Source organism: Asaia sp. BMEF1, assembly GCF_051628905.1.
GTDB lineage: Bacteria > Pseudomonadota > Alphaproteobacteria > Acetobacterales > Acetobacteraceae > Asaia.
The window spans coordinates 1,910,001-1,935,949 of the sequence record NZ_CP157575.1 but is presented as its reverse complement, the minus strand read 5'-3'; the positions used below and the strand labels follow the sequence as shown (position 1 = coordinate 1,935,949).

Below are 25,949 nucleotides of genomic sequence, written 5' to 3'. Positions count from 1 at the left end.
CTGTGTGAGCGAGTTTGATGTTGTCGTCATTGGCGGCGGACATGCGGGGAGTGAGGCGGCGGCGGCATCGGCACGGTTCGGTGCGCGCACGCTTCTGCTGACGCAAAAGCCCGAGATGATCGGCGCCATGTCGTGCAACCCGGCAATCGGTGGAATCGGCAAGGGGCATCTGGTGCGCGAGATCGACGCGCTCGATGGACTCATGGGGCGGGCTGCCGATCGGGCGGGCATTCATTTCAAGCTGCTCAATCGCTCCAAGGGGCCTGCAGTGCATGGCCCTCGCGCTCAGGCCGATCGGTTTTTGTATCGCAATGCCATTCAGGTGCTTTTGGCCGAAACGCCCAATCTGAGCATCATGGCAGGTGAGGTGGCCGATCTCGAAACACGCGACGGTCGCGTGACAGGCGTCATTTGCGAAGACGGGCGTGTTTTCAGATGCGGCGCCGTCGTCGTAACGAGTGGCACGTTTTTGCGCGGTGTCATCCATATCGGTCACACGCAGGAACAGGCTGGTCGCATCGGCGAGCGTCCGGCAGCGCGTCTGGGCGAGCGGCTCGAGGCGATGGGCCTGCGCATGGGACGCCTCAAGACGGGTACACCAGCGCGCATCGCACGCGACAGCATCGACTGGGAGTCGCTCGCTGAAGACAAGGGTGACGCCTTGCCCGAGCCGTTCAGTAGGCTGACCGACAGGATCACGACCGAACAGCTCTCTTGCCGTATCACCAGCACCACGCCCGAAACGCATCGCATTATTCGCGATAATCTGGCGCTCTCGGCACTTTACGGTGGGGCGATCGCAGGGAAGGGGCCGCGCTACTGCCCTTCGATAGAAGACAAGATTGTGCGGTTCGGTGAAAAGGACGGTCATCAAATCTTTCTCGAGCCCGAGGGATTGCCGGGCAATCCGGGTGGCGATCTGGTCTATCCCAATGGCATTTCCACCAGCCTGCCTGCCGATATCCAGACGCTGATGATTGCCTCGATTCCGGGGCTGGAAAAGGCGCGTATCGTCACGCCGGGCTACGCTGTGGAGTACGATTATGTCGACCCCCGAGAGCTGGCACCGAGCCTCGCCCTGACGGCAATTCAGGGGCTCTATCTGGCAGGGCAGATCAACGGCACGACCGGATATGAAGAAGCCGGGGCGCAGGGGCTTCTGGCGGGGCTGAATGCGGCCCGTTTCGTGGTGGGGAGCGACCCGCTCGTGCTCGGTCGCGATCAGGCCTATCTCGGAGTAATGCTCGACGATCTAACGCTTCAGGGCGTGTCCGAGCCCTATCGCATGTTTACCTCGCGTGCCGAATACCGCCTCAGTCTGCGTGCCGATAATGCCGATCTGCGCCTTACCGGTCTGGGCAGGGAAATGGGTTGTGTCGGTGCCGCGCGTGCGGCGAAGCTCGAAGCGGATGAGAGCGCCATTGCCCAGGCTATGGAGCAGGCCCGTTCTGCGCTCCATGCGCCGCAGGAACTGGCGGCGCAGGGTATCACCGTGTCGCAGGACGGGCGTCGCCGTTCGCTGCTCGATGTGCTGTCTGGTCAGGCCGACGACGCTGCTATCGAGCGCATCGCGCCCTGGTTCGCAGCACTGCCTTTGCGCGTGCGTCGTCATGTCGAGACCGAGGCGCGCTATGGCGGCTATCTGCAACGTCAGGAACGCGAGATCAGGCAGCTTGCCAACGAGGCGCAGATCACCTTGCCGAGCGACCTCGATTACGGCCGTATCGGTGGGTTGAGCAGTGAAATGAAAGAGCGCCTGACCCTCGCCAGACCGGCTGATTTCGCCGCTGCGCAACGTGTGCCGGGTGTCACGCCTGCGGCCATGATTGCGCTTCTGGCCCATGTGAGGGCTGTGGCATGAACGGCGTTTCACGTGAAGCGCAAGAGCGCCTTGAAGCTTTCGCTGCGATTCTCGAGAAATGGAACGCGCGCATCAATCTGGTGAGTCCGCGTGACATGCCCCATCTCTGGGAGCGTCATATCGAGGATTCACTCAGGCTCGTGCCTTTCATCGAGCGGGGCGCCCGTGTGATCGATCTTGGCTCTGGAGGCGGGTTTCCCGCGCTCATGATCGGAATCGCTTGCGATGCCGAGATGGTGATGGTCGAATCAGACCAGCGTAAATGCGCCTTTCTGCGTGAGGCGGCGCGTGCCTGTGGCGTGAAGGCGCAGGTTATGTCCAAGCGTATAGAGCAGGCAGAAATTGCGCCTGCCGCCTATGTGACGGCGCGGGCTCTGGCGTCGCTCTCCCAATTGCTGGAATGGAGCGCGCCATTTCTTCTGCCGGAAGGAAAAGCCCTGTTTTTGAAGGGAAAAAATCTCCCTGACGAGTTGACCGAAGCCGAACGGTGCTGGCACATGCAGCATAGAATTCTGGACAATCGCGCCGCCTCAGGGGGCGCCATCATCGAGATAAGCGATATCAGACGTGTCGACTAACGACACGGGCAAGAAGGCCCGTATTCTCGCCATCACCAACCAGAAGGGGGGTGTGGGCAAGACCACAACAGCAATCAATCTGGCCGCGGCGCTTGCCAGCACGCAGCGCGTGCTGCTGGTCGATCTCGACCCGCAGGGCAATGCGTCGACCGGTTTGGGAGTCGATTACAACGCCCGTCAGATCGGCAGTTATGCCGCACTGATGCAGGAGGCGCCGCCCGAAAAGCTGCCCCGCCCGACCGAGACCGCGAATCTCGATATCATTGTGGCCAATACCGATCTGGCCGGCGCCGAGATTGAGCTGATCGGCAGCGAGCGGCGCGAATTCCGTATTCGTGAAGCGCTTGAGGCCCTGTCTGGCCGCTATGACGTCATCCTGATCGATTGCCCGCCGAGCCTTGGGTTGCTGACGCTCAATGCCCTTGTGGCGTCCGATGCGGTGCTGATTCCGCTGCAATGCGAGTTCTTCGCTCTTGAGGGGATCAGCCAGATCGTGCGCACGGTTGACCGCGTGCGTCGTGCATTCAACGCCGATCTGCATGTGGCGGGTATCATTCTCACCATGTACGACCGACGCAATAATCTGTCCGAGCTGGTCGCCGCCGATGCGCGCAATTTCTTCGGCGAGCAGGTGCTCGAAACGCTGATACCGCGCAATATCAAGATCTCCGAAGCCCAAAGCCACGGATGTTCCGTGCTTGAATACGATCGGCGCAGCAGCGGAGCCGCCGCTTATCTCGCTCTGGCGCAGGAAATTGCCGGGCGTCTGGGCATCACCCGTAAGGAAGGGGCTCCTTCATGAGCAAGAAACCGGCTCCGCGCCTCGGGCGCGGTCTCGCGGCCCTTCTGGGTGATCAGGCCATCGACATGCCACGGGCCCAGTCGCCTAGTCACGAGAGTGCACCCAACCCGTCGATGCTCGGTGTCGACCTTCTGGCGCCTGGCCCGTTCCAGCCGCGTGTGGATATGGATGAGGGGCGTCTGAACGAGCTGGCGGATTCGATCCGCAGCCGGGGCGTGCTTCAGCCCATTCTGGTTCGACCCGATCCCGACCAGAAGGGGCGCTACCAGATTATCGCCGGTGAACGTCGCTGGCGAGCCTCGCAGCGTGCCGGGCTGCACGAGGTGCCGGTGCATGTGCGCCTGCTGGACGATGCCGATGCCATGGCGGCGGCTCTGGTGGAGAATCTCCAGCGTGCCGATCTGAACGCGATCGAAGAGGCAGAGGGTCTGCAAAGGCTTCTGACCGATTATGCGCTGACGCAGGAAGAGCTGGCTGGCGCTGTGGGCAAGTCCCGCCCCCATATCGGTAACATCCTGCGCCTGCTGAACCTGCCTGAAGCGGTGCGTCAGAAAGTGCGTGACGGGATGCTGAGCGCCGGTCATGCGCGCGCCCTTCTGGCCCATCCTGACCCCTGCGCAGCAGCCGATATCGTGATCGCGCGCGGGCTCAATGTGCGTCAGACCGAAGCACTGGCCCGTCAGGCGCCTAAGGCTGAGCAGGAAGCGATCAAAGCACCCCGCGACAACGAGCTTGTGCGTCTGGAACGCGATCTGGCGACAAGACTGGGGCTCAAGGTCAAGATCGAGTTTAACGGCAAGGGCGGGTCGCTGCGTCTTGACTATCGCAGTCTCGACCAGTTCGACTCCCTCATGCGCCTGTTATCGCCCGAGAAAGCTTCCTGATAGTTTCGTATGCGGAATAGTACATTTTTCCTCTTGATGCCTGTTCCGCCCTTTGTTAGAAGCCACCTCACCGGAGCGGGGCTATGGGCACATAGCTCAGTTGGTAGAGCAGCTGACTCTTAATCAGCGGGTCCAAGGTTCGAGCCCTTGTGTGCCCACCATCGCCCCGCCGGTACCTTTCCCTAAATGCAAATGATCCGAATACGCCTTGCGGCGTGCTGTACATCGGTGTTCCGCAATGCACGAGAGTTTCGTGTGAAGAAATCCGATTGTCGCTGCATCAGCGTGGCAATCAGCCTGGCCCGACGCTTTGACTGTCTTTGGTGGGAGGGCGAGAGGTTGGGACGTTCTGTTCAGGTGCGACGATGCGGCCTGGCAGGCACTTGCTTATGGCCCTGCTATCCGCGATTCGCTCTGACGCTCTGACGCTCTGACGCTCTGACGCTCTGACGCTCTGACGCTCTGACGCTCTGACGCTCTGACGCTCTGACGCTCTGACGCTCTGACGCTCTGACGCTCTGAGCGCGAAGAACGGGCCAGAAGGAGCCGGCAAGGGTTCCTGCGCATGAGAATGGCCAAAGGCCGTTCGGACCCGCGAGGCGAGGCTGAAACAGGAAAAACCGATTTTCAGAGGGAGGCGCTGGCTGGGATGGGAGGGATCGAACCTCCGAATGGCGGAATCAAAATCCGCTGCCTTACCGCTTGGCTACATCCCATTGCGTGACAGGGCTTTTAATCTGCCTCTCGGCAGACGTAAAGCCATTATGTTTCGAGTTCGAGTGAATGATCGGCGACGCCCGTATGGCGGGTTGCGTCTTCCATCAGGCGATCGGGCGAGGGCTTGAGGGCGCCGAAACGCTCGGCCTTGTCCAGCGCCTGATCTAGGGCCGCCATGGTCTGCGACAGATCGGGGCTTTCATCCTTCTCCCACGCGCGCAGGGCAAAGCCCCAGACACCCACGAGCCCGTTCAGGCGCATGGCCCCGCTGAGCCCGCTGCGATCCACGCCGCCGAGATCGGCCATCCAGCGCATCGTATCGAGTGTGGCAGCGCCAAGAATAACGGCCAGTCCCGGATCGGTAGGCAGGGCCTGAAGCACGGCGCGAATGCCTTCGCGATATTGCTGGAACACGTCGAAGCGCCGCATGAAGAGATCGAAGACGCGCTCACGCACCGAGCCGTTCAACCCGTCATCGCGAAAGGCCGATTCATCGGCCAGACGACCCAGGCGCAGCAACAGGCTGTGGCGGAATGCAAAGCGACCGCGCACCTCATCGACGGCGAGACCGGCCCGATGCGCGGCCTCTACCAGCGAGAAACGATGCCAGCCCTTTTCAGCGGCAAGGGCGAAGCCTGCCTCCAGAAGTGCCAGATCAAACTCTTCGCGATCGATTTCCGTCATGAACCTGTCCCTAGTCTTTCTGCGCCCGATCATACCCTATGAGGGCGTCATGACAATCGAATGACAGGTTCAGAGGCCGGGTTTTCCTGTCAGGAGGCCATCTCTTTCGCGCGTGCCATGGCCTGATCGACGGCTTTCGTCATGGCTTCGGGCCAGGCCTGCGGTGCCATGAGCACGTCGAGCGCCTTGGCGGTAACGCCGTTGGGGCTCGTGACGTTTTTGCGCAGGGTGGCGCTTTCCTCTTCCGATGCCGCAATCAGGGCGCCCGCGCCCGAGACTGTGCCACGCGCAATGAGGCGTGCCGTCTCTAGAGGGAGGCCGACACGTAGAGCCTCTTTCTCCAGCAATTCGGCCAGAAGAAAGACATAGGCCGGACCGCAGCCCGAGATAGGTGTCAGCGCCTCAAGCTGGGCTTCGCTCTCCACCCAGGCGACGTCACCCACTGCGGAGAGCAGGGCCGTGCAGAGCGTTCGTCCTTTATCGTCTAGATCGTGACTGACCACGCCTGTCACACCCTTGCCGATGGCCGCCGGGGTGTTGGGCATGGCGCGCACGATCTTCGTGCTGGCGCCCCCACAGGCGGCGCTCAGACTCTCGATAGTACGGGCGGCCAGCATCGAGATGATGATGGCCCCGTCGAGATATGGGCGCAGCGAGGCGAGCGCCTCTTCCATCCCGGCAGGTTTGACCGCCAGAATGATGATATCCGGCCTGAAATCGGCAGGAATCTCGCTGGCCACACGCGCCAGATGATGAGGGGCGGGTGGGGCGGCGCAGCTTCGGTCGAGAATGACCGAAGGGGCGACACCCTGATCAAGCCAGCCCTGCCAGAGAGCGCCGCCCATCTTGCCGCAGCCTACGAGCAGAAGAGAAGGCAGGCTCATGCTTCACCCACACAATCGAGCATGGCGGCTTCGAGCGCTTCGGTGGGCGTCTTGCCGCTCCAGAGCGTGAACTGGAACGCGGGGTAGAACCGCTCGCATTCCGTGATGGCGATATCGATCATGTCTTCCATGCTTTCAGCGGCAAGGCTGGTCGCGCCGCGCAGCAGGACCGAGTGCCGGAAAACCGGCGTGCCGGTCTCCAGATCGAGGCTGAAATGGCCGATCCAGAGACGCTCATTGGCGAGCGCGATGAGTTCGTAGAGAGCCTTGCGGCGATTGGCGGGAGCCCGCAGGTCGAAGGTGCAGGTGAAATTCATGGCGGCGATCTCGCGCGACCATGAAAAATAGAGCCCGTAATCGCACCATTTGCCCGGCGCTTCGGCAGCCATTTCCGATTCGGTACGGCGGTCGAACGCCCAGTCATGACCGCAGACGATCTGCTCCATGACGTCGAGCGGATTAGTATCCTGATGCGAAGAAGAGGAGAAGGAAAGAGCAGGCATTCGGGACTCCCTGGGCCGGTGATGCGCGGCACGAAACGACGCGCATCAGGATGTCTGCAACGATATGAAAACTCGCGGAATTCCGACCGCGAATCGTCATATCAGGTCACGTTACGGATGCCCGGCCCCGGTTGCAAGGACGCAGACATTCGAGGTCGTCACGAGTGAGGTGTCGGAGCCGTGACGGCTTTTTCGAGATCGGCCAGGCGCTCCTCGATGCGGGCGAGGCGGGCATCGGCATCTTCCTGTGCCATGCGGGCGCGCGTAGCGAGTTCGCGTGCCACGTCGAGCTCGTCGCGTCGCACCAGATCGAGCGAGGAGAGAACCTCGTCGATGCGCGCGCGCACCACGGCGTGCAGCTCTTCACGCAGCCCTGTCAGAGCCGAAAACGCGCCTCCGGCGGCGCCTGCGAGATCATCGAAAAAACGGGGCCGGTCTGCCATGGCGGTTTCCTTGCTGTCCTGACGTCCGGTCTGGCGACCGGGCGGTTATGAGGCCCCCGTGCGTTCAGCCGGGGCCAAGCTGTGCCCAGACTGACTCTCACCTCTGCCAAGAGCAACGCAGCAAGGCCCGATACGGATGCCCGCGCCGCGTTTTTCTCCGGCCGGTGTGGCTTGGAGGTTGCGTTGCGGCGTCTTATACAGGTTCCATGATGATCGTCACCGGCGGCGCCGGATTTATTGGTTCGTGCCTGGTCGCAGCGCTCAAGGCGCGGGGCGAGGTTGTCGCGGTTGTGGACCGCCTTCGTGACCAGGGAAAATGGCGTAATCTTGCCAAGCATCCGCCCGACCTGCTGATCGATCCTGACGCGCTCGAGACGTTTCTGTCGAACTCGACCGATATACGCGCTGTCTTTCACATGGGGGCGATCAGCAGCACCACGGCGCGTGATGGCGATCTGGTATGGCGTACGAATGTCGAGCTCTCCGAGACGCTGCTCGAGTGGTGCGCCGTGCGCGATGTGCCGTTTATCTATGCTTCTTCCGCAGCGACCTATGGTGCGGCCGATCGGCCCGAGCAGTTTTCCGACGCGCCTGCCTCGTTGTCTTCGCTGAAGCCGCTGAACCTCTATGGCTGGTCGAAACATGTTTTCGACCAGCATCTGCTTTCCCGCCTCGCCTCCGGTGGGTTGATGCCGCGCCAATGGGCCGGGCTCAAATTCTTCAATGTCTATGGCCCCAACGAATATCATAAGGGGTCGATGATCTCCGTCGTTAAGGTGAAATATGACGAGGTGATGCGCGGTGCGCCCGCTCGGCTTTTCCGTTCTGACCGTCCCGATCTGGAGGACGGTGCCCAGGCACGCGATTTCATCTGGGTGGGCGATCTGATCGAGATCATGCTCTGGCTCTACGACCATCCCGAAGTGAGCGGGTTGTTCAATTGCGGCACGGGTCAGGCCCGAACTTATGTCGATCTCGCCAATGCTGTCTGCGATGCTGCCGGTGTACCCCGCCGCATCGAGTTCATCGATATGCCCGAAGCGCTGCAGGGGCAGTATCAGTCCTACACCTGCGCCGATATGACGCGGCTGCGGGAAGCCGGGTATGACCGCCCCGTTACATCACTCGAAGACGGCATCAGCCGCTATGTGCGCGATTATCTCGCGACGCCCGACCCCTATCTGTAAAGTCAGCCATGCAATCCCACCCGATCATCCTGCCCCAGTTCGATCCGATTGCCGTTCATCTGGGGCCGCTGGCCGTGCACTGGTATGCGCTGGCCTATATTCTCTCGATTCTGATCGGCTGGAAAATTGCCGTCCGTCTCTGCGGTCTGGCGCCTCGGGCGGCCACGCGCGAGCAGGTAGATGATTTCGCGTTCTGGGCCATGCTCGGTGTCGTGCTGGGTGGGCGGCTGGGTTATATCCTGTTCTACAAGCCGGGCTTTTATCTTACCCATCCGCTTTACATTATCGAGGTCTGGCAGGGCGGCATGTCATTTCATGGCGGTGCGCTGGGCGTAATTCTGGCGCTTGCCTGGTTTACCTGGCGCAACGGGCTTAGCTTTCTCTCCTTCTCCGATCGCATCACCATCGTCGTGCCGCTCGGTCTCGGGCTTGGGCGCTGCGCAAATTTCATCAATGGCGAGTTGTGGGGGCGCCCTGCGCCGGACTGGCTGCCTTGGGCGATGGTGTTTCCCACAGGGGGGCCGGTGGCCCGTCATCCCTCTCAGCTTTACGAGGCGCTGACTGAGGGGCTCTTGTTGCTCAGCGTCATGCTGGTTGCCGCGAGCCGCCCCTGGGTGCGCATGCGTTACGGCTTCCTGTCGGGTCTGTTTCTGTTTGGCTATGCCGTTGCGCGCAGCTTCTGCGAGCTGTTTCGTGAACCCGATGCGTTTATCGGCTTTCTGCCTTTTGGCGTGACCATGGGGCAGGTGCTCTGCATCCCGATGGCGCTGGCCGGGCTTTGGCTCATGGCCTATGGCGTACGCCACCCGCATACGATCGAGGGAGAAAAGGCCTATGGCTGATCAGGCGCCGCGCGGCTGGGTGATCCAGGCCGATTCTCTGGCCTTTCTGCGCCATGGCTTTTTCACCCGATTGGGCGGTGTCTCGCCCAGTCCGTTCAATTCGCTCAACTGTTCTCTGGCCTCTGCTGACCGGCCGGAAAACGTCGCCGAGAACCGGGGCCGCGTTGCCCGATTTCTCGGTGTCGAGGCGCCCTCCCTGCTCGGTCTGACGCAAACCCACTCCGCCGATGTCGTGACGTTGACGCATAAAACGCCTGTCTGGCAGACAGGACGCGGCCCAAAGGCAGATGCGCTGGTGACAGATCGGGACGATCTGGCGCTTGGCGTCATCACCGCCGACTGCGGGCCAGTTCTGTTTGCGAGCCTCGATGGCCGCGTCGTGGGAGCCGCTCATGCGGGGTGGCGCGGGGCTGTTGGCGGCGTGCTTGAGGCAACACTCTCGGCCATGTCCGCTCTGGGCGCTGGAGATGTCGTGGCCAGTATCGGGCCCTGTATCCGGCAGGAAAGCTATGAAGTCGGACCGGAGATGCGCGACACCGTTCTCGATGCCTCGCCCGAAGCGGGGCATTTCTTCATGCCCGCCTTGCGCGAAGGGTATTTTTTTTTCGATATGCCTGGTTATTGCCTGCACAGGCTGCATCGTGCCGGGCTCCGTCATCTTTCCATGATCGGGCTCGATACGCGCGTCGATGTCAGGCGCTTTTTCAGCCATCGTCGCCGCACCCTCGCAGGCGGCGGTGCCATCGGCCATCAGATCTCTGCCATTCGCGCTGGAGTCCATTCATGAAGCGCGCCTTGAGAAAAATTGTCGGTCTGGTCGGCACTATGACGCTGCTGGCTGGGTGCGTGGAGATGCCGCGCCCTTTCGGCGATCCTGGACCTGAAGGGCGCCGTCTGGCGCTCACCACACCGCCGCCCCGCCTCGCCGTGCCGACACCACCCGACTCCCTGCTCGACAATACGGCCTCGGCGCTCTGGGCGAGAGAGGTGGCGACCCAACTGGTTGAGCAGTCGCTTCCCGCCGTGGCCCAGCCAGCAAAACCCGGCGACTGGTGGCTCAAGCTTTCTGCCACCATGCAGGGTGGTGATGTGACGCCGCATTATGTGGTGATGATGCCCACTGGCGAGGCGCGCGGCCATTGGGATGCTGCGCCCATTCCGGCCTCCGTCTGGGCTCAGGGGGAAAAGCCTGTTCTTTCCTCTCTGGCTGCAGCATCGGCGCCGCAGATTAGCTCGGTTCTGACCGGCATTCAGGCCGCAATGATGCAGGCTGACCCGCACAGCCTCAAGCGTCGCCCCGCCAAGGTGTATTTCAAGGGGGTGAAGGGCGCCCCCGGTGACGGGAATGTCTCGCTGGCCCGCGCCTTCATCGCGAGCTTTCCTGACCAGCACGACCAGTTGCAGAGCACGCCCAAGGACGCCGATTACAGCGTCGAGGCAATCGTGACCCTGACCGATGGCCCTGCGGGGATGACAGGCCATCCAAGCCAGCATATCGAGATTTCATGGCGGACGGTGGCTGCCGACGGCAAGGAAGCTGGGGCTGCCACTCAGCTTCATGATATCGACGCGCATTCACTTGACGGACCTTGGGGCGATGTGGCTATGGCCGCTGCTTCCGAGGCGGCAGGGGGGGTGCATCAGATCATCACCAATTATTCGGGGCGCGACCACAAGCCGTTACCAGAAGAAAAGCCTGCCGCGAAGAAATAGGCTGGATGTCAGCATCGGTCAGCCGGCACGGTGCGCGCTTCATGCGAGACAGCGCACCGCCCGGATGATTTCAGCGGTCAGCGCTTCGGGCTCTGTAATGCGATAGCGATGCGAGACGCTGCACTCTTTCGCGAGGAACAAATCGACTTCAAGATAGAGCGCCTTGTTGTGCGCGATGGCGTCGATCATGCGCTGGGTGCCGAAGATATAGCCGTCATGGTTGAGGATGATGATCGTCTTGTTGTCGAAAAAGGCGGCATTCATGAATGCAGAGCCGGAGAAGCCAATGAAGACGGAATGACTGTCCCACAGGGTCAGTTGCTCTTTGAGGGAGAGGCTTTCCGGATGGCAGGTCTCGATACCGAAATTCGATAGTAGCTGGGAAAGCGTTTCTTCTCCCTCATAGCAGCGTGTGGCTGAGCGGGTCTGGCTGCGTGAGAGAAATATTGGTCGCTTTTCTGGCGGCTTGCGTCTTGTGCCAAGGATACTGCGGCCAAGATCGCGCATGAAACTGCCCCAGATCCGGTAGCAATGGGAGTTCTCTACGAAAGCGGGCTCGGCGATGACAATGCTTCTGAGGATTGTATTTTCGGGAACCTGAAGGATGGCGCGCCGCTCGATTTTCAGGCTGTCGAATATTCCGGCGATAAAACCGTTTTCGTCATCGCGACCGCCACAATGCGGGGCAATGTAACCAGCATAATGTCGTTTGTGAGCGGGCAGATGCCAGAGACGTTGTAACGTGCTGGTCAGAAAATGCCCGAAATGATCATGGAAATAGCCGAGCCAGAAGCAATCTGACGGCCCTTCTTCAGTCGCCACATCGGGCGCGATCATGCGAGGCGCATAGACATGGTAATTGAAAGCACCCTCTACGTTTTCACCGGCGCAATAGGTCGAATTTTCGATCAGGACGCCACTCTGGGTATAGAGCGAGTCGTGACGCAGAATGGCGAAATCATGATGCGAGGCGGAAGGGCGACCCGTAAGGACCAGCGATCTTCCAAAGGTCTCGTGGCAATATTTTCTTACATTCTCGAGCATTAAGAAAGTATACATGAAAAATGTCGTTCTAGATATGACTACAACAACGCAATATAAACAAATTTCCGTATACATCGTAAATTCGAACTGAGATGGAAATTATTTATCCTTCCAGACAGAGGTTTTTTATAAGTTCCATATTTTTTGGACTGATAATTTTTAGGAAAATTTTTATTAAAATGGGTTTTTACCGAAAGAGCGTCGTGCATTCTTCGTGGGAATGAGCTGGAGCTGGAAAGGTTTTCCTCCCTTCATTCACTATTTTATCAGGAAAGAAATTGACACGAGAATATTAGGAAGTTCTATTATATTGACTAAACAATAACGATTTAAGAGGGTATTTCTGGTGCGTGTGAAGATATTTGTTTCGGGAATGCTCTCGTTAGCCCTGTTATTGGGTGGTTGTGCGACGGAATCGTCGCGCACTCTGCCTGTGCCCCCCACGCAAGTGGCGCAGACGCCTTATAATGGGCCGCGTATTCCGATTGCAGCCGGGAAATTCGCCAATCGATCCAATTACATGAATGGCATTTTCTCTGACGGCATCGATCGTCTCGGCAATCAGGCACGAGTCATTATGCTCACGCGTCTGCAGCAATCGGGCCGCTTTTCGGTGATGGATCGTGACAACCTCAGCGAAGGCAAGCAGGAGGCAGGCTTTCTGCGCCAGGGGCAGTCCATCCAGGGCGCACAATATCTCGTGACTGGTGATGTGACAGCATTCGGTCGCAAGGAAGTGGGCGATATGCAGCTTTTCGGCATCGCAGGGCGCGGCCATAGCCAGATTGCCTATGCCAAGGTGAGCCTACAGATCGTCAATCCTCTCACGTCGCAGATCGTGGCGACGAGCGAAGGCGCTGCGGAATACAGCCTTTCCGATCGTGAAGTGATCGGGTTCGGCAGTACGGCAGCCTATGATTCGACCCTGAATGGCAAAGTCCTCGATCTCGCTATTCAGGACGCCGTGAACCATTTCGCGCAGCAGGTTGATTCGGGACAGATCCGCTAGAAGCACTGCCCGTTTTCCTGCTCAATAAAAACAATAAGCGGATTTTTACATCATGACTCGTTACGCGAGAGTTCTGGCAGGGCTTTACTTGTCAGGCATTCTGGCCGCCTGCTCCGGTCAATCCACCCCACCGCTCTATAGCTGGCAGAATTTTCAGAGTCAGCAATATCTCTATCTTCAGGGCAAGACCGATCTACAGTCGCAGATCGATGTCATGGAAAAGGATATGGAAAAGACACGTGCCAAGGGGCTGTCTGTGCCGCCCGGTTTCCACGCCCATCTCGGGTTGCTCTATGCATCGCAGGGAAGGACCGATCTGGCGCAGGGGGAATTCACGCAGGAGAAGACGCTTTTCCCTGAGGCAACCAGCTATATGGATTTTCTTCTGAAAAATCTGGGTCAGAATTCGGCCCAGAGCCAGAGCCAGAGCCAGAGCCAGAGCCAGAGCCAGAAGGTGTCGTCATGAAATCCGTAACCGTCATGAAGCGCCTTGCCGGAATGGCTCTCGGCCTTGCCGTCACCGCCTGTGCTTCACAGGTCAAAGCACCGGATTACACGGCGTTCAGGGCTGCGAAGCCCCATAGTATTCTCGTTCTGCCGCCGGTCAATCACACACCAGACGTCAAGGCGACAAACGGGGTTTTGTCGCAGATGACGATGCCCCTTGCCGAGGGCGGCTATTATGTTGTGCCGGTAACGCTGGAAACAGAGACCTTTCGCCAGAACGGGTTGAGCGCCCCAGACGAGATCATGCAGGCTCCGGCCGAAAAGCTGCGTACCATATTCGGGGCGGATGCGGCGCTTTACACGACCGTAACGGCCTATGGCTCGGTCTATCATGTGATCGACAGCAACACGGTCGTGACGGCAAACTCCAAGCTGGTCGATCTCAAGACAGGCAGCGTGCTGTGGACCGGTACAGGCACAGCGTCTGGCGCCGATGTGGGTGAAATGTCGGGGGGTGGTAATATTATCGGCATGCTGATTGTGGCGGCGGTCAAACAGGTGAGCAATAATCTGACCGATCATAGCTTTCCTGTTGCTGCAGTGGCAGCCAACCGTCTCCTGAAGGTCGGGCCGCCGGATGGTCTGCTTTACGGGCCGCGTTCGGTGAAATACGGCACCGATTAATGCCATAGCGATTTCCCGCTTCCCGCTGCCGGTTTCCGCAGTGGAGAGTTTCCCTCGAAGGATGTTGATCATGGGCAGAAACGTCTACATCCATAAATTCGATCCCGCGGCTGAGAATGGTACGCGGAGTTTTCCGCTTAGCGATGTGCGCGAGGCGCTCAGGGCGATCGGCGATCCTTTTTTCAAGGAATGGGGTGTAGACGGTGAGGACGGGGAGGGCGGTATCGAGACGGGTGAGCAGATACCCTCTACCATGCCTGACGGCCGTACCGATTTCGGATCGTCTACCGATACTTTTTGCTTCACCGTCAAAGACGGTCAGGTCAATGGTCTCGACTGGGATCGGCCTCTCGGCCGCGAAGGCACGATCCGCGCCCTGTGGCACCTCATCGAGACTCACCGACTTTCTCTGATTGATCCAAGCGGAGGTGGAGATTGCCCAATGCTTTACGTTCTTTCGGAAGCCTGTCTCGAGGATGTCGAACAAGTCTGGCCCGATTGCAGGGAGACCGGTGTTCATGTGTTCGATGGTTACGAGGACTTCAGGTCGCATTTCGAGAGCTAATGCTCAGCACATGGGCAGGGGCGAGCAGTAGGTCTGTAAAAAACGCTCTATCGGCTATCCGCGATCCCCATGAGTTAATGACAGCGTGGCGCGGCGTTGTTAGAAGGCCGCGTTTGCTGCCGTCCCGGACCGGAGTCGTTTCCCGATGAAGATCGTCGCCTGTAACAGTAACCTGCCTCTGGCGCGTGCCGTGGCCCAGGAGCTGCGTTTGCCTCTGTGCAAGGTGTCGGTGCGGCGCTTCGCCGATGCCGAGGTCTTCGTCGAGATCCAGGAAAATGTGCGTGGCGAAGATGTCTTCGTCATTCAGAGCACGTGCTCGCCGACCAACGACAATCTGATGGAATTGCTGATCATGCTCGACGCCCTGCGTCGCGGATCGGCCCGCCGCGTCACGGCTGTCATGCCGTATTTCGGCTACGCAAGACAGGATCGCAAATCCGGCCCGCGTACGCCCATCAGCGCCAAGCTGGTGGCTAATCTGCTGGTCGAGGCCGGTGCGAACCGTATTCTGACCATGGATCTGCACGCCATGCAGATTCAGGGTTTCTTCGATATTCCGGTCGACAATCTTTACGCCGCGCCGCTGTTCAAGCGTGACATCAATGCCCGTCACCCGAATGAAGATCTCATGATCGTTTCGCCTGATGTCGGCGGCGTGGTCCGCGCCCGTCAGCTTGCGCAGCGTCTGAACACCGATCTGGCCATTATCGACAAGCGTCGCGAACGGGCCGGTGTGTCCGAAGTCATGAATGTGATCGGCGATGTGGCGGGGCGCTACTGCATTCTGGTCGATGATATCGTTGATAGCGGCGGCTCGCTGTGCAACGCAGCCGAAGCGCTGATGAAGCACGGCGCTGCCGGGGTCGAGGCTTACGTGACCCATGGTGTGCTGACGGGCACGGCGGTCGATCGCGTGAAGACATCGCCGCTCAAGATGCTGACCCTCACCGATAGCATTCCTGCGACTGAGGCGATGGACGAATCGCCCAATATTCGTCAGATCAGCACGGCCAATCTTCTGGCGCGCGCCATGAGTGCTGTGGCAGATGAAAGCTCTGTCTCTTCGCTTTTCGACTAAGGACTGGTTTTTATGCTGCTTCGTCGCCCCTTCTGGTATCTGCGTCACGGTCAGACTGACTGGAACGCACAGAATCTTTCTCAGGGCCGGACAGATATTCCGTTGAACGCCACAGGGCGTGAGCAGGCGATAAAAGCGGGCGATGCGCTCTCCCGCCACTGGCGTGATGGCGCATCGCCCATCGCCCGTATCATTTCTTCTCCCCTGACACGCGCCCATGACACGGCGCTGGCGGCTCAGGAGGCAATTGCCGTTTCGAGCGGCATCACCCTGCCACTTTCGACCGATCGCGATCTCGAAGAGGTCTGCTTCGGCGAAATGGAAGGCGAGCCCATGGGCGACTGGTACGATCCCTGGATCGAGGGCAAGTTCACGCCTGAAGGGTGTGAGACCTTCGACGGCCTCAAGACCCGTGCGTCCGAAGCCGTGAATCGCGCGCTCGAGCAGGACGGTATTCCCATGATCGTGGCCCATGGCGCCCTTTTCCGTGCCTTGCGCGCTGCAATGGATCTGCCGATCAATGTGCGCCTGGCTAATGCCGTACCGCTCTATTGCGATCCGACCGAGAATGGCTGGGTTCTTACCGCTTACGAGTGAGTGAAGCGGGGCGCTGCCCCGCGCCCCGGAAAGGGACAGGTCTCTTTCATCCCCATCTGAACAAGTGCCGGGATCAAAGGGACTGCGCTCCTTTGCGGGTTTCCGGGCAGAGTCCTGAGAAGAATTCCCTTCCGAATCCCGAAGAACATTGCTTTACCCCCCCAATTCCGGTAAGGCGCCCCATCACTCAGGCACCCCTGGAGGCCGTGAGTGCAATGAATTTGGGAGAATACCGTGACAAATATGACGTCCCTCGAAGTCTCTACGCGCGCGAAGGCTGGTAAGGGGGCAGCGCGCGCAACGAGACGTGCCGGTCTGGTGCCGGGTGTTGTGTATGGTGGCAAGCAGGAGCCGGCGCTGATCCAGATCGACCCGCGCATCATCCACAAGGAAATGGTCCGTGGTGGCTGGCGTTCGCGCCTGTTCGAGCTGCCGCTCGAAAGCGGCACCGTGCGCGCCCTGCTGCGTGAGGTGCAGCTGCATCCCGTGACCGATGCGCCGATCCATGTCGATTTCCAGCGTCTGGCTGCTGGCGAGAAGGTCCATGTGACCGTCGCCATCCACGTGACGGGTGAAGACAAGGCTCCGGGCATCAAGCGCGGTGGCGTGCTGAACCTGGTCCGTCACACGGTGGACGTCATGGCTGACGTTGACAGCATTCCGGCCAGCTTCACGGTTGATCTGAGCGCGCTCGACATCCACGACAACGTGCGTTGGGACGACCTGACCGGCACCGAGAACGTGACGCCGGTTCTGCAGCTGCCGAACTTCGTCATCGCCACCATCGCCCCGCCGACGGTCGATGCCGAGATGGAAGCCGAAGCCGCTGCGAAGGCTGCTGCTGAAGCCGCCGCTCCTGCGAAGAAGAAGTAAGACCGCTCAGGGTGGCCGCAATGCTACTCTGGACCGGGCTCGGTAACCCCGAGCCCGGCATGCGCAGGCAGCGCCATAATATTGGCTTCATGGCTGTCGAGCGTATTGCCGAACACTACCGGTTTTCTCCCTGGCGTGCGCGCTTCAAGGGGGAGACGGCCGAGGGCAGCATCGAGGGACAAAAGGTTCTTCTGCTCAAGCCCATGACCTATATGAATTTATCCGGCGAAAGCGTGCAGCAGGCTGCGCGGTTCTTCAAAATCCCGGTTTCCGACATCACGGCGTTTCATGATGAACTCGATCTTGCTTTCTGCAAGGTGCGGGTCAAGCGAGGCGGCGGGGCAGCGGGGCATAATGGCCTGCGCTCGATGGACAGGATGCTGGGCGACCAGAACTACCAGCGCGTGCGCCTCGGCATCGGGCATCCCGGCCACAAGGACCGCGTGACGGGCCATGTGCTGGGCGATTTCGCCAAGGCCGAACAGAACGAACTTGAAGAGCTTCTCGATGCCGTCGCAACGGCATCGCCCCTGCTGGCCAAAGGGGAACCGGAAGCGACAATGACCAAAATCGCCATGCTGTGCGGGGAGAAACGCTGATGGGCTTCAATTGTGGCATCGTGGGGCTTCCCAATGTGGGCAAATCCACCCTGTTCAATGCGCTGACGGAAACGGCAGCAGCTCAGGCGGCGAATTATCCGTTCTGCACCATTGAGCCCAATGTGGGTCGTGTGGCCGTGCCCGATCCGCGTCTCGACAATCTGGCCCGTATCGGCAAGTCGCAGAAGATCCTGCCGACCAGCCTCGAGTTTGTCGATATCGCCGGTCTGGTGCGCGGGGCGTCGCGTGGTGAAGGTCTGGGCAACCAGTTTCTCGCCAATATCCGCGAGGTCGATGCGATCATTCATGTGCTGCGCTGCTTTGAAGATGACGACATCACCCATGTCGAAGGGGGCGTAGATCCCGTTCGCGATGCCGAGATCATCGAGACAGAGCTGATGCTGGCCGATCTGGATTCGCTCGAAAAGCGTCAGGTGTCGTTGCAGAAGCGTGCTCGCGGCAATGACCGTGAGGCACAGCAGCAGCTCACGATCATGGACCCCATCATCGCCGCCCTGCGCGAGGGCAAGCCTGCCCGTACCGCCGTGCCCAAAGGTGAGGAAGAAACGGCCCGCCGCCTGCAACTCATGACCACCAAGCCGGTGCTTTATGTCTGCAATGTCGAGGAAGGCTCTGCCGCCACCGGCAATAGTCACTCCGAAGCCGTGCGCAAGCGTGCAGAGGCCGAAGGTGCCGCCATGGTCGTGGTGTCTGCGGCGATCGAGGCCGAAGTCAGCCAGTTGCCGCAGGAAGAGCGCGCCGAGTTTCTCGAAGGGCTGGGTCTGAGCAATTCGGGGCTGGACCGTGTCATTGCTGCCGGGTACGGGCTGCTCGGGCTGAGCACCTATTTCACGGTCGGCCCGAAAGAGACGCGCGCTTGGACCATTACCAAGGGCACGAAGGCACCGCAGGCAGCTGCGGTCATTCATAACGATTTCGAGCGTGGCTTCATTGCCTGCGAAACCGTGGCTTATGACGATTACATTGCCTGCGGTGGTGAATCCGGCGCCAAGGAAGCTGGCAAGCTGCGCATCGAAGGCAAGGAATATGTGGTGCAGGATGGTGACGTCCTGTTGTTCCGCTTCAACGTCTGAGGTGTTCATCCTGACGCGACGGACGGTTTCCGTCCGATGCAAGCGGTCGCTACTTGACCGTTTTGCGTTACACGCAAGAATGGCGCGTTGTTCTGGAGCGCGCCATGGAAATCCTCGTCGCCTGTGATTCCTTCAAGGAGAGCCTGACCGCCGAGGCGGTGGTCGAGGCGATCGTCAGTGGTTTTTCCGAAATTTTCCCGCAGGCACGCTATCACGCTTTTCCTATGGCCGATGGGGGCGAGGGTACTGCGGCCATTATGGCGCGCACGCTTGGCGGCTATCTCGAAACCCGTCTGGTCTGTGGGCCGCTTGGCGTGCCCGTTGCGGCCAGATTTGCAGTTCTGAACGAGGGGCGCACGGCCCTGATCGAGTTGGCTGAAGCCGCCGGACTGGCGCTCGTGCCCCCAGAATCCCGTATGCCTCTGTTTACGACGACCCGTGGTGTCGGTGAGCTTATACTGGCGGCGCTCGACCTCGGCTGCGAGCATCTGGTTCTGGCCCTTGGCGGGAGTGCCACATGCGATGGCGGGGCGGGGCTCTTGCAGGCTCTGGGTGTCTCGTTGCGCGATCTGCGTGGTGAGGAAATCGCCCAAGGCGGGGGGCCGCTTGGCTCGGTTTTCACTCTCGACGATGCAAAGCTCGATCCACGTCTTGCTGGATGCCGCATCGAGATTCTTTGCGATGTCACGGCGCCCTTGCTCGGCGAGGAGGGGGCTGCGGCCGTGTTCGGGCCGCAGAAGGGCGCGACACCCCCTATGGTCACGATCCTGAATGCGTCGCTTGCCCGATTGGCGAGCCTGCTCGAGGCCCGTTGCGGGCGCGATCTGTCTGGTATTGCGGGTATGGGCGCTGCCGGTGGCACGGCGCTGGGTCTGATGGCGCTATGCGGGGCGGAGCTCGTACCCGGTGCCGAAGCCATTGCGAGGCTGCTCGGGTTGGACGCTTTGATGAGCCAGGTCGATCTGGTCATCACGGGAGAGGGGCGACTCGATGGACAGACGGCGCAGGGCAAGGCGCCTTACGCCATCGCGACCATGGCCAGAAAGGCAGGCAAGCCCGTTCTGGCGTTTGCGGGTACGCTGGGAAATGACTGCGAAAAACTCTACGGACTGGGATTTGATGCGCTGTTCAGTTGCCTCGATCGCCCCTGTTCTCTTGAAGAGGCTCTGTCAGATGCGGCGCCCTCCCTGCGTCGCTGCGCACGCAACGTTGCTTCAGGGCTGGCGGTCGGGCGATCTTCTCAAGCAGCGCAGGAGTGATACATAGCCTGATCGCTCTTTTGCAGCCTTGGGGCTGAAAGAGCGCTTGATGCATCGCAGACAGGAGAATGCAGGATGGAAGCCGTCACCCCCCAGTCCGACTTCAAGGCTCTGACCGGACCAGCACGCGCTGCCGCCCGTATTCTTGCGATTGCCCCGGAAGGCCAGCGTAACGAGGCGCTGCGTGCGGCGGCTGAGTCGTTGCGTCGCCATTCTGCCGATATTCTTGTGGCCAATGCCCGCGATGTTGCGACATCCAAGGCGAGTGCCGCCTTTATCGACCGGCTGACGCTCACCCCGGCCCGCATCGAGGCCATGGCCAAGGGCCTCGAATCGATTGCGTTGCTACCCGACCCAGTTGGCCGTGTTCTGTCGGAGTGGACGCGACCCAATGGTCTGCTGATCCGTCGTGTGGCAACGCCCCTTGGCGTGATCGGCATGATTTACGAAAGCCGTCCGAATGTGGGCGCCGACGCGGCGGGGCTGTGCATCAAATCCGGCAATGCGGTCATTCTGCGCGGTGGGTCCGAGAGCCTGAACTCGGCGCGCTGCATTCAGGGCTGCATTCAGAAAGGTCTGGAACAGGCCGGTCTGCCGCGCGATTGCGTACAGATCGTCCCCGATGCCGATCGCGCCCATGTGGCGTCTATGCTCGGTGCGGCAGGCGAGATCGACATGATCATTCCGCGTGGAGGCAAATCGCTTGTCGAGCGTGTGCAGCGCGAGGCCCGTGTGCCGGTGCTCGCCCATGCCGATGGGCTTTGCCACACCTATATCCATAAAGACGCCAATTTCGCGATGGCCCGCGAGATTCTGGCTAATGCCAAAATGCGCCGGACAGGTGTCTGCGGTGCGACTGAAACCCTCCTGATCGATCGCGAGATCGCAGCAGATCTGTTGCCGCTCCTGATTCAGGATCTGCACGCGTTGGGCTGCGCTGTTCTGGGCGATGAGACGGCACGCAGCATCGTGCACGATCTTGAACCGGCCAGTTCCGACGATTTTGCGACAGAGTGGCTTGATGCACGTCTGTCGGTTGCTGTGGTGGACGGGGTCGAGTCGGCTCTGGCGCATATCGCCCGTTACGGGAGCGGTCACACCGAAGCAATCATCACAGACGATTCGGCAATTGCGGAGCATTTTCTGAATGGGACGGATAGTGCCGTGGTGATGTGGAATGCCTCGACGCAGTTCTGCGATGGCGGCGAGTTCGGCTTCGGGGCAGAGATCGGCATCGCAACCGGCAAGATCCATGCGCGCGGCCCGGTCGGTCTCGAGCAACTCACGACCTTCCGTTATGAGGTACGCGGCACCGGCCAGACGCGCCCCTGACGTGCCGCAAATACCGAAATACGGTGATAGCCGAGCCATCTCGATCGGTTTGCTGGGCGGGTCGTTCAACCCTGCCCATGCAGGCCATCTGCAACTGGCCCGTTATGCTCTGACCCATCTGCGGCTCGATCAGGTCTGGCTCATGGTATCACCGGGCAATCCGCTCAAGCCGCGACTCGGCATGGCGCCTTTCGAAGATCGCCTCGCTTCGGCCCATGCGCTCGCCGACGGGCGGCGCATCATCGCAACCGATATCGAGGCCCGGCTCGACAAGCGGTATACGGTCGAGACGATCGCCCTGCTGCGCCTGCGTTTTCCGAATGCTCGTTTCGTCTGGTTGATGGGTGCCGATGGTCTGGTGACGCTCACGCGCTGGCGGCGCTGGCGCGATCTGGCGCTTCATGTTCCGATGGCGGTCGTGCCAAGGCCGGGCAGTAATCGCACCGCACTTTCGGGTCGGGCGACGCACGCGCTCAGCCATTTGCGGGTGCCACCGAGACAGGGGCCCGTCATGTCGCGTTCGAAAGGTGGTGTCTGGGCTTTTCTTCCGGCGCCGCAAAACGGTATATCAGCGACAGCGCTGAGGGATTCTGGAAATTATCCCGCCGCGCGCTCTCTAATGAATTGACCGGAGTGTCGAGCCATCGCCAGAAAACCGTCCGACGAGACGACCACCCCAGCCCGTCGCAGCCGCGCGTCCGCTGGTGAGACCACGCCTGCCACGGGCGAGAAGACCGCAACCCTGAAAACGGCAGGCACGCCGCGCAAGAAGGCCGCCGCCGCTGGCCCACGCAAGACGCGTGCCGCCGCTGCACCGCGCGAGACGGTCGGGCGTGAACTCGTCGAAAAGGCATTGGGCGTGATCACGACCAGCCTGGATGAAGACAAGGCCGAGGATATCGTGACCCTCGATCTGCGCGGTCGCGCCAGCTTTGCCGATCATATGGTGATTGCCACCGGTATCGCCGATCGTCAGATCGCTGCCATGGCCTCTCATGTCGAAGACAAGCTGAACGAGATCGGCATCAAGCGCATCACCATCGAAGGCGCGAACGGTACCGATTGGGTGCTGCTTGATACCGGCGATATCGTGGTTCATCTCTTCAAGCCCGAGAGCCGCGCGCTCTACGCGCTCGAGCGCATGTGGGGTAAGGACCTCGACGACAGCGCCGCAGACGAAGCCGACACGACAGATCTCTGATCGTTCATGATCAGGATCGTCGCCGTCGGTCGATTGAAGAGAGGGCCGGAGCGGGAGTTGTTCGACCGTTATGTCGAGCGCACCCGCCCCAAGGTCGATCTGGTTGAAATTGCCGAATCGCGCGGTAGCGCGCTCGAAATACGCCGCAAGGATGCCGCAGCGATCCTCGCGGCCTGTCCCGAAGGCAGTATCATGGTCGCCCTCGATGAAGGGGGCACGTCTCCCGATTCCCAGCAGTTTTCAACCATGCTCGAGACCTGGCTGGCTACGGGCAAGCAGGTATCTTTTGTTATCGGTGGCGCGGAAGGACTTGAGGCGAGCGTGATTGATCGTGCTGATTCGCGCATTTCCTTTGGGCGCATGACCTGGCCGCATATGATCGTGCGTCTGCTTCTGGCAGAGCAGATCTATCGTGCGCGTGCCATCAGCGCCGGACACCCCTATCACCGCGCAGCCCGCCCGTAGCGCAAAAAGACGTTCTTCTTGCGTTAACAGACAGGTGCCGCCCTCGTGGCAATAAAAAAGGCGACCCGTTTTTGGGCCGCCTTTGGGCGATGCAATGTGGAGCAGGCTTAGCGTAGGTTGCGGCTCGGGCCTTCAAGACCGAATGCGTCATCCGGGGCTTCCGCGACTTCGGTCGAATTCATCGGATGCTGAAGCGCTGCAAAGCTCTGCGTCGTCTCAACAGAATGCGAGCGGATGGAACGATGTGCCGGGGCGGGCGTATTATTAGCCATCATCACCCCGTCATCAGGACGGCCATAGATGAAGCCGTAGGTCGGGTAGATGCTGCCATAGGTCTCGGTCTTGCTGTTGAGCGCGACGCGAACGGCAGACCAGTCGTTATTGGGGGAAACATCGATGACGCGTACGTTTTTCGCAACGCCGTTCTGCGCCCAATGAGACTGGTCGATGACGATGGTGCGGTTGTCTTCAATCGCACGAACCACGGCTACATGGCCGTAGGGCATGCGACGAATCGCGCGGAAGTTCAGGACAGAACCGGGCTCAGGGGCGGAGCCGCGGGCGTAAACGCCACGGGAGTTGTCCCACCAGTCGCGAGCATTGCCGCTCAGGACAACGTCGGAGGCGGTTTTTGCATAGGCGACGCACTGAATGACATGGCCACCCGAGCGGTGACGGCGCGGCGTAAAGCGGGTCTGGTGAATTGCACCGCGGTGCGAACCGGCCAGATGACCGACATGCGCGGTATGCATGGCAGATTTGTGAGAAATCTTCTGGCGGGCTTCAGCCTTGGGTGCGAGAAGCGCCGACCCAATCAGAACGGATAATGCGGTCAGAGACGAAAAAAACGGCCTGCGCAGAAGTCTGAGGCAACTTTTCTGTCTCACGTTCATTGATTCCGCACCCGCCCGTTATGTGTTGCATCTAGGTAACTGTGTTCACCTTGAATATGCAACCCGTGTAGCGATGAGTCGTGGCGAATTTATGAACTTTCCCCGAGAAAAATTTGTGTCAGCCCGGGGAAAGGTCAAGAGGCCTTACTTTGTTGTGATCAGCATGATCTCAACGAGCATGCGCGGATCTGCGAGAACGGCCTGAACGCAGGCGCGTGCGGGAGCCGATTCCTTGGGCAGCCAGGCCGTCCACTGAACATTCAGCGCATCGCGATCGGCAATGTCCTTGAGCCAGATCTGTGCCTGCAGAATGCGGGTGTTATCGGTGCCATGCAGTTCGAGCAGGGCGTCGAGCTGTTGCAGTACGTCAGCCGTCTGGGTAGCGAAATCGGCATCGAGATCGCGGGCGACAACGCCCTGGGTGAAAACGAAGCCGTGATACTCGACGGCTTTCGACATGACGGGGTTGGGTTCCGTGCGGATGATGCGGCTCATGGTCGTCTCCTGAAAACCTTGTGTTGCCGGGCAGAGTCTCCTGTGCCCGCTGGGCCGAACTCTGGTCCGGGTGAGGCATCGGGTCAATCCTGACGGGAGGATGATTGCTTGCCTGCATGACAGTGTCGCGGTATCGCGCCTTAAGCCCCATAAGGGTTTAGCCCTATCGATGAGCGTAAAGGAGAAGCCGGTCTTGCGTGCCCGCACTGTGAAGGTGACCCCCCTGCGCCAGAATTGCACGGTGCTCGAAAACCCCGAGACCGGACATGCCCTCGTCGTCGATCCGGGTGGCGACGCACCAGAGCTGCTGAAGATACTCGACGGCATGACAGTCGATGCCATCCTGCTTACTCATGGTCACTTCGACCATGTCGGCGGTGCAGATGCCCTGCGCGCCGGGCTGGCACGCCGTCAGACCACGCCGGTTCGCATGATCGGCCCTGACCGGCGCGATGAGTTCCTGCTGAACTCGGTTACAGATCAGGCTCAGGCTTTTGGCCTGTTCGACCTGCATGACGCGCATCCCGATCATTTCGTCGTCGATGGCGAGATTTTGGAATTCTCGGGTGCCCGTTTCGAAGTGGCGCATTGCCCCGGCCATACGCCCGGCCATGTCGTCTTTATCTGTCGCGAGGACAAGCTCGCGATCGTCGGTGACACCCTGTTTCGCGGTGTTGTTGGCCGTTCCGATTTCGCTTATGGCGACCATGAGAGCCTGATTGCCGGGATAAAGCGCACGCTGCTTTCCCTGCCTGATGATTTCATCGTTCTGCCCGGCCATGGTCTGCCGACCATGATCGGCGAAGAGCGACAGAATAATCCATTCCTGAACTGAGAGCCGGGAGTCCAGACATGAAGACATTTTTCACGAAGGGTCTGCTTCTGGCGGGTGTCGCCCTCAGCTTGCCGATTCTCTGCGCGCGCGCCGACGAAGCCGCACCAGCCGTCGCGCAGAAGGCGCTTGAAAAAGCCCCTCTGACGATCACAGACCGCCAGGGTCGCAAGCACGATTTCACCGTTGAGATCGCCAAAACAGAAAAAGAGAAGGAAGCAGGCGAGACGCTCCGTGCGTCAGTGCCTGAAGGAACGGGGATGCTCTTCCTCTTCACCCCGCCCGAGCCGGCTGCAATGTGGATGCGCGACACCCCTGCATCGCTCGATATGGTGTTCATTGCCCCTGACGGGCATATTCAGGCCATTGCCGAAAAAACGGTAC

31 protein-coding genes and 2 tRNA genes (1 of these 33 only partly in view) are annotated in these 25,949 nt (G+C 60.2%); 25 read left to right on the top strand and 8 right to left on the bottom strand.

The features are described from left to right. The first annotated feature begins 4 nt into the window (after positions 1-4). From mnmG to ABHV46_RS08435, 5 genes are all read left to right on the top strand, one after another. The gene (gene mnmG / locus ABHV46_RS08455; RefSeq protein WP_438381114.1) at positions 5-1,861 is read left to right on the top strand and encodes a tRNA uridine-5-carboxymethylaminomethyl(34) synthesis enzyme MnmG; all 1,857 of its coding nucleotides are present in this window, start codon (positions 5-7) and stop codon (positions 1,859-1,861) included. Beyond that, entirely contained in the window at positions 1,858-2,439 is a 582-nt protein-coding gene (gene rsmG, locus ABHV46_RS08450; protein ID WP_438381113.1) for a 16S rRNA (guanine(527)-N(7))-methyltransferase RsmG, read from the top strand. Before mnmG ends, rsmG begins: the two co-directional genes overlap by 4 nt. Further along, positions 2,429-3,241, top strand: a complete 813-nt coding sequence (locus tag ABHV46_RS08445) for a ParA family protein (protein ID WP_438381112.1) — start codon at positions 2,429-2,431, stop codon at positions 3,239-3,241. Before rsmG ends, ABHV46_RS08445 begins: the two co-directional genes overlap by 11 nt. Then, positions 3,238-4,125, top strand: a complete 888-nt coding sequence (locus ABHV46_RS08440; protein WP_438381111.1) for a ParB/RepB/Spo0J family partition protein — start codon at positions 3,238-3,240, stop codon at positions 4,123-4,125. The genes ABHV46_RS08445 and ABHV46_RS08440 overlap by 4 nt, the downstream gene beginning before the upstream one ends. An 85-nt stretch (positions 4,126-4,210) precedes the next feature. Continuing rightward, positions 4,211-4,286: transfer RNA gene (locus tag ABHV46_RS08435), tRNA-Lys, on the top strand. A 480-nt stretch (positions 4,287-4,766) separates the two neighbouring features. Here the strand turns inward: ABHV46_RS08435 and ABHV46_RS08430 are convergent. The 5 genes from ABHV46_RS08430 to ABHV46_RS08410 form a co-directional block, all read right to left on the bottom strand. Then, positions 4,767-4,841, bottom strand: a tRNA-Gln gene (locus tag ABHV46_RS08430). Between the two features lie 46 nt (positions 4,842-4,887). Further along, on the bottom strand, positions 4,888-5,517 hold the full coding sequence (locus ABHV46_RS08425; protein ID WP_408870679.1) for a TetR family transcriptional regulator: 630 nt from the start codon (positions 5,515-5,517) through the stop codon (positions 4,888-4,890). A 98-nt stretch (positions 5,518-5,615) separates the two neighbouring features. After that, on the bottom strand, positions 5,616-6,410 hold the full coding sequence (gene proC / locus ABHV46_RS08420) for a pyrroline-5-carboxylate reductase (RefSeq protein ID WP_438381110.1): 795 nt from the start codon (positions 6,408-6,410) through the stop codon (positions 5,616-5,618). Next, complete coding sequence (locus tag ABHV46_RS08415) at positions 6,407-6,913, bottom strand: YbjN domain-containing protein (protein ID WP_336947021.1); 507 nt, start codon at positions 6,911-6,913, stop codon at positions 6,407-6,409. Before ABHV46_RS08415 ends, proC begins: the two co-directional genes overlap by 4 nt. Positions 6,914-7,071: 158 nt before the next feature. Further along, positions 7,072-7,356: an accessory factor UbiK family protein gene (locus ABHV46_RS08410; protein WP_438381109.1), complete on the bottom strand. Its 285-nt coding sequence runs from the start codon at positions 7,354-7,356 to the stop codon at positions 7,072-7,074. A gap of 206 nt (positions 7,357-7,562) precedes the next feature. On the opposite strand from ABHV46_RS08410, the gene rfaD reads away from it, so the two are divergent. The 4 genes from rfaD to ABHV46_RS08390 are packed head-to-tail and all read left to right on the top strand — an operon-like array spanning position 7,563 to position 11,098. After that, complete coding sequence (gene rfaD, locus ABHV46_RS08405; RefSeq protein WP_438381108.1) at positions 7,563-8,543, top strand: ADP-glyceromanno-heptose 6-epimerase; 981 nt, start codon at positions 7,563-7,565, stop codon at positions 8,541-8,543. Positions 8,544-8,551: 8 nt separating this feature from the next. After that, entirely contained in the window at positions 8,552-9,385 is an 834-nt protein-coding gene (gene lgt, locus ABHV46_RS08400; protein WP_438381107.1) for a prolipoprotein diacylglyceryl transferase, read from the top strand. Continuing rightward, complete coding sequence (gene pgeF / locus ABHV46_RS08395; RefSeq protein ID WP_438381106.1) at positions 9,378-10,172, top strand: peptidoglycan editing factor PgeF; 795 nt, start codon at positions 9,378-9,380, stop codon at positions 10,170-10,172. The genes lgt and pgeF overlap by 8 nt, the downstream gene beginning before the upstream one ends. Continuing rightward, positions 10,169-11,098 carry a hypothetical protein gene (locus ABHV46_RS08390; protein ID WP_438381105.1) on the top strand — a complete coding sequence of 310 codons (930 nt, stop codon included), beginning with the start codon at positions 10,169-10,171 and terminating at the stop codon, positions 11,096-11,098. Before pgeF ends, ABHV46_RS08390 begins: the two co-directional genes overlap by 4 nt. 39 nt (positions 11,099-11,137) lie before the next feature. Here the strand turns inward: ABHV46_RS08390 and ABHV46_RS08385 are convergent, their stop codons facing one another. Further along, positions 11,138-12,157: a glycosyltransferase family 61 protein gene (locus ABHV46_RS08385; protein ID WP_438381104.1), complete on the bottom strand. Its 1,020-nt coding sequence runs from the start codon at positions 12,155-12,157 to the stop codon at positions 11,138-11,140. A 331-nt stretch (positions 12,158-12,488) separates the two neighbouring features. Between ABHV46_RS08385 and ABHV46_RS08380 the strand changes: the two genes are divergently transcribed. The 14 genes from ABHV46_RS08380 (at position 12,489) to ABHV46_RS08315 (ending at position 23,345) form a co-directional block, all read left to right on the top strand. Continuing rightward, positions 12,489-13,151 carry a CsgG/HfaB family protein gene (locus ABHV46_RS08380; RefSeq protein WP_438381103.1) on the top strand — a complete coding sequence of 221 codons (663 nt, stop codon included), beginning with the start codon at positions 12,489-12,491 and terminating at the stop codon, positions 13,149-13,151. Positions 13,152-13,203: 52 nt separating this feature from the next. Then, positions 13,204-13,617: a DUF4810 domain-containing protein gene (locus ABHV46_RS08375; protein ID WP_438381102.1), complete on the top strand. Its 414-nt coding sequence runs from the start codon at positions 13,204-13,206 to the stop codon at positions 13,615-13,617. Beyond that, entirely contained in the window at positions 13,614-14,282 is a 669-nt protein-coding gene (locus ABHV46_RS08370) for a DUF799 domain-containing protein (protein ID WP_336947030.1), read from the top strand. Before ABHV46_RS08375 ends, ABHV46_RS08370 begins: the two co-directional genes overlap by 4 nt. Before the next feature lie 70 nt (positions 14,283-14,352). Further along, positions 14,353-14,847, top strand: a complete 495-nt coding sequence (locus ABHV46_RS08365) for a hypothetical protein (protein ID WP_438381101.1) — start codon at positions 14,353-14,355, stop codon at positions 14,845-14,847. Positions 14,848-14,992: 145 nt separating this feature from the next. After that, positions 14,993-15,925: a ribose-phosphate pyrophosphokinase gene (locus tag ABHV46_RS08360; protein WP_336947032.1), complete on the top strand. Its 933-nt coding sequence runs from the start codon at positions 14,993-14,995 to the stop codon at positions 15,923-15,925. 12 nt (positions 15,926-15,937) lie between these two features. Beyond that, positions 15,938-16,522: a histidine phosphatase family protein gene (locus ABHV46_RS08355; RefSeq protein ID WP_438381100.1), complete on the top strand. Its 585-nt coding sequence runs from the start codon at positions 15,938-15,940 to the stop codon at positions 16,520-16,522. Between the two features lie 234 nt (positions 16,523-16,756). Then, on the top strand, positions 16,757-17,395 hold the full coding sequence (locus ABHV46_RS08350; protein ID WP_336947034.1) for a 50S ribosomal protein L25/general stress protein Ctc: 639 nt from the start codon (positions 16,757-16,759) through the stop codon (positions 17,393-17,395). Positions 17,396-17,415: 20 nt separating this feature from the next. Beyond that, positions 17,416-17,994 carry an aminoacyl-tRNA hydrolase gene (gene pth / locus ABHV46_RS08345; RefSeq protein ID WP_336947035.1) on the top strand — a complete coding sequence of 193 codons (579 nt, stop codon included), beginning with the start codon at positions 17,416-17,418 and terminating at the stop codon, positions 17,992-17,994. Continuing rightward, a complete protein-coding gene (ychF, locus tag ABHV46_RS08340; RefSeq protein WP_336947036.1) occupies positions 17,994-19,088 on the top strand; it encodes a redox-regulated ATPase YchF in 1,095 nt (364 codons plus the stop codon). The genes pth and ychF overlap by 1 nt, the downstream gene beginning before the upstream one ends. A 53-nt stretch (positions 19,089-19,141) precedes the next feature. Next, positions 19,142-20,347: a glycerate kinase gene (locus ABHV46_RS08335; RefSeq protein WP_438381099.1), complete on the top strand. Its 1,206-nt coding sequence runs from the start codon at positions 19,142-19,144 to the stop codon at positions 20,345-20,347. Positions 20,348-20,422: 75 nt separating this feature from the next. Then, positions 20,423-21,679 (top strand): glutamate-5-semialdehyde dehydrogenase, encoded by a 1,257-nt coding sequence (locus ABHV46_RS08330; protein WP_438381098.1) that lies wholly within the window; start codon positions 20,423-20,425, stop codon positions 21,677-21,679. Beyond that, positions 21,645-22,307: a nicotinate-nucleotide adenylyltransferase gene (locus ABHV46_RS08325; RefSeq protein WP_438381097.1), complete on the top strand. Its 663-nt coding sequence runs from the start codon at positions 21,645-21,647 to the stop codon at positions 22,305-22,307. The genes ABHV46_RS08330 and ABHV46_RS08325 overlap by 35 nt, the downstream gene beginning before the upstream one ends. Positions 22,308-22,421: 114 nt before the next feature. Then, positions 22,422-22,880: a ribosome silencing factor gene (gene rsfS, locus ABHV46_RS08320; RefSeq protein WP_035442759.1), complete on the top strand. Its 459-nt coding sequence runs from the start codon at positions 22,422-22,424 to the stop codon at positions 22,878-22,880. A 9-nt stretch (positions 22,881-22,889) separates the two neighbouring features. After that, entirely contained in the window at positions 22,890-23,345 is a 456-nt protein-coding gene (locus tag ABHV46_RS08315; protein WP_025841103.1) for a 23S rRNA (pseudouridine(1915)-N(3))-methyltransferase RlmH, read from the top strand. A gap of 107 nt (positions 23,346-23,452) precedes the next feature. On the opposite strand, the gene ABHV46_RS08310 is transcribed toward ABHV46_RS08315, so the two are convergent. Both ABHV46_RS08310 and ABHV46_RS08305 read right to left on the bottom strand, forming a co-directional pair. Continuing rightward, positions 23,453-24,238 carry a CHAP domain-containing protein gene (locus ABHV46_RS08310; RefSeq protein ID WP_438381096.1) on the bottom strand — a complete coding sequence of 262 codons (786 nt, stop codon included), beginning with the start codon at positions 24,236-24,238 and terminating at the stop codon, positions 23,453-23,455. A gap of 144 nt (positions 24,239-24,382) precedes the next feature. After that, entirely contained in the window at positions 24,383-24,733 is a 351-nt protein-coding gene (locus ABHV46_RS08305) for a RidA family protein (RefSeq protein ID WP_336947041.1), read from the bottom strand. 169 nt (positions 24,734-24,902) lie between these two features. Between ABHV46_RS08305 and ABHV46_RS08300 the strand changes: the two genes are divergently transcribed. Beyond that, on the top strand, positions 24,903-25,568 hold the full coding sequence (locus ABHV46_RS08300; protein ID WP_336947042.1) for an MBL fold metallo-hydrolase: 666 nt from the start codon (positions 24,903-24,905) through the stop codon (positions 25,566-25,568). 17 nt (positions 25,569-25,585) lie between these two features. Next, positions 25,586-25,949 carry the 5' portion of a DUF192 domain-containing protein gene (locus tag ABHV46_RS08295; RefSeq protein ID WP_438381095.1) on the top strand. 134 nt of this gene lie beyond the right edge of the window, so only the first 364 of its 498 coding nucleotides appear in the window; it begins with the start codon at positions 25,586-25,588; its stop codon lies off the right edge, out of view.